The 3,398-nt window shown below is 24.1% G+C and carries 3 protein-coding genes; all 3 read left to right on the plus strand.

The features are described from left to right. Positions 1-831 (plus strand): hypothetical protein (locus E6248_RS14620; RefSeq protein WP_316341515.1); only part of this gene is annotated, 831 nt, incomplete at its 5' end. A 213-nt stretch (positions 832-1,044) separates the two neighbouring features. After that, positions 1,045-1,203: a hypothetical protein gene (locus tag E6248_RS14625; RefSeq protein WP_316341516.1), complete on the plus strand. Its 159-nt coding sequence runs from the start codon at positions 1,045-1,047 to the stop codon at positions 1,201-1,203. A 380-nt stretch (positions 1,204-1,583) separates the two neighbouring features. Next, on the plus strand, positions 1,584-3,188 hold the full coding sequence (locus tag E6248_RS14630) for a DUF2207 domain-containing protein (protein ID WP_316341517.1): 1,605 nt from the start codon (positions 1,584-1,586) through the stop codon (positions 3,186-3,188). Positions 3,189-3,398: the final 210 nt, after the last annotated feature.

Consider the following 3,398-nt stretch of genomic DNA (forward strand, 5'->3'; position numbering starts at 1 on the left):
TACTATACCCTTTCAGATTATGATAAATCTCTAAGCTCATATAATAATATTTTAAATATAAGCAATAGTGATTTATCTACTCTGTATAAAATCGGTAAAGTTCTTAATAAAAAATATGATAATAAAAAGGAAGTTACAGATAATCTATTAAAATACTTTGCATCAAAAGACCATATACCAAATGTAATATTAACTATTCACATTTTATTAAAAGAAGGATTAATTGAAGAAGCAAAAAAATTAATTGAATCTAAAAGTGATTTTAATAATTATAATGTAGATGAATATTACCTTAAAGGTCTTATTTCCATATATGAAAATAGATATGATGATGCTCTAGAATACTTCAATAAAACTTTTATTGAGATGGAATTATCAAAAGAATCTACTATAATTATTGGGAGTTTATTATCTGATATATCAAAACAAATTTATATACTATCCTTATTAATAAACAATTCCTCTACTGATAAAGCTTTAAGTTTAATAAAAAATAATTGTTCCAATTTTGAGCATTTAGTTTACTCTGAAATTGAAAGTATTTATACCAATAATAAATGTAATATGATTACTGAAAATACAGAAATATCACTTTCCATAATAGAAGAACTTTTGAATAATATCTTAATTATAAAAGAATACGATTTGTTTCAAAAGTTAGTTGAAATACTCAATTATATAGATGATAAAAGTGTTCTTATAACCCTTGCAAAAGTTTATTACTCAAATGAATTTGAAGACTTAGCTATTAAAGAAATATATAATTCTATAAAGAAATTTGATTATTTAGACTCCTGGAGTATTGATATACTTAATAAAGAAATATTATAAAATACAATAAATATAAACATATGTAATGTTTATAACTTTTATCCAGACCCTCTGTTTGTAATTGGTGCAACTTCCAATGCTTATTTAAGTGCACGTGGCACCTTTTTTAGTGTTACTGCAATTAGAGTATCAATTGTTGTTTGAGGTAACTATTTATTACAACTAAGTAATCCTTCTAGCTCTGGCAAAACTTTATATTTATATAAATTCTCAATGTCAATTAGTGGAGCAAGTACAGGTTTAACTATTCAATTTATTAGAAATATTAATTTCCCAGGAGCTGGTACTGCTGTAACCGCTGCAAATACAAATTTCTACTCTACTGTACCAAGTATATCTACCTTTAAATATGGTGTTGGTTCTCCTAGTTGAACAACTATTATTTTAACCACACTTTAATCAAGCCAAATTTATACTGAAAATATAGATTCAGTAATTTCAATACCTCCAAATACTACTTTATTAATTCAACTAAATAACACACTTCTATCTTTACAGACTATCGATATTAATCTCTTTTGGTATGAAGTATAAATCCGTAGATTGTATTAAGATTAATTTTCTAAGATATAAGTTATTATTAATAGTAATCATAGATTAATCATCTAATTTTTCAGTAAATTCATTTTATTATTGTATTACTTTAATATAATATTAAAAAAAGGATGTATCATTTCTTGATACATCCTTTTTTAATTGTGTTAATTTAATAACTATTTTATAATTAGAATATAAAATAAAGGGGTGATAAATTGAAAAAGATATTAACTATTTTATTTTCTTTACTATTATTGTTTCCAAAACAAGTTTTAGCAGATAGTAAATCCTATTCAATACAAGATTTATTAATTAATGCTGAAATTCAAGAAAATGGTGATATTTTAGTAGAGGAAACCTTCACTTACAATTTTAAAGGTAATTTTAATGGTATTTATATTGATTTAAATATGAATAAAATTGATGATTATGAAATATTAGAAGTTACAACTGAAGAGAAGAATAATGAAATAATTATTCCTAAAAGTGAAAACAATGATAACAATACTTATGAGACAAATCTAGATAATGAGAAATTACAAATTAAAATTTACTCCCAAAGTGCTGATGAAATTAAAAAATTTAGATTAAAGTATAAAGCAATTGGTGCAGCAAAGAAATATTCTGATTCTAGTCTACTAAATTGGAGCTTCTATACTGCTTCTTCAGATAATCCAGTAAATAATATAAACTTAAATATTACTTTAAAGGACTATCCTTTTGATTTAAATATTTTGAATTATACTGTCTTTGGAGACGGATCCTTTAAAACTAATACTTCTGAAGACTTAATTAGTATTTCTGGAAATGATTTAACTTCTGATATTGGAGTGCAACTTAATTTCCAAAAAGACTTTTTAAATATGGAAGAAATAAATAGGACTTCTACAGAATCTATAGAAGATGATGATTTTAAATTGGAGTATCTTATTATTCCAATTTCTATTTTAATTTTAGTAGGTGTAATACTATTCATATTAAAAAAGATTAAAGATAAAAAATTCAACAAGGAATTATCTAAGTATAGATCTTTAGCCACCTTCCCTGAAGATAAGTATCTTACTTATATACCATCAAATATAAGTCCGGCTTTAGTAGCTTATATGACTAATAAAAAAGATTTACAGTGGTCACTAGTACCATGTACCCTACTTTATTTAGTGAAACTTGGTGTATATGAGGTAGATACTAACATAACTACTGAAAAAGAATTTAATAATATTACTTTTAAGAGAGTTGCCGATATTGATGATAAAGATTTCTCTCATTTGGAAGTATTAATTAATTGGTTTAAAAAATATGAAAATCATTATAATGAGTTTTCCTTCCAGGATATAAAAAATAAGATAGAAAATAACTTAAAAGCATCTGAAAGATTCAAAAATTCATTTTATGATTTTATTAATGAAGTAAGATTAAATGGGAGTTCCTTGAATTACTATATTACGATTCAAGGGCGTGAAGTACTAAATAATGAAGCTTATATAGAATATTGTCAGTGGCAATCATATAAAAACTATATTTTATATGATACTAATAAAGAAAATATCGATGTAAGGGATTTATTAATTTACTCTTCTGCACTAGGTATTAAAAATTCACAAATTACAGACTTAATAAGTGAAAATAATCTTGATAGAGGTTATGATTCTTTCTATAGTTATTATTTTGCTTATAATATGATTTTCTTTAATGATATAAGAACTTCAGCAGAAAGTCTTATAGATCAAAATAATGCTAGTAATAACGATAGCTATAGTAGTTTTTCTTCAGGAGGAGGCTTTAGTGGTGGCGGAGGTGGCGGCTCAGGAGCCTTTTAAAACCCTTTATTACGAAATAGTTTATATTTTTAAGTTACTATTATAAATAATTTTAGAAAATACTAATTTTAAAAAAATCCTCTGTATTAAAATGGAGGATTTTTTATATAACAAAATATAAATTTCTATTTTATTACATCTGCATATGTAAAGTTTAATACTTTTTCTAATTCCAATATTTCTATATTTATTTGATATCCAATCTTACCT

Source organism: Clostridium sp. (genome assembly GCF_032552055.1).
Taxonomy (GTDB): domain Bacteria; phylum Bacillota; class Clostridia; order Clostridiales; family Clostridiaceae; genus Clostridium.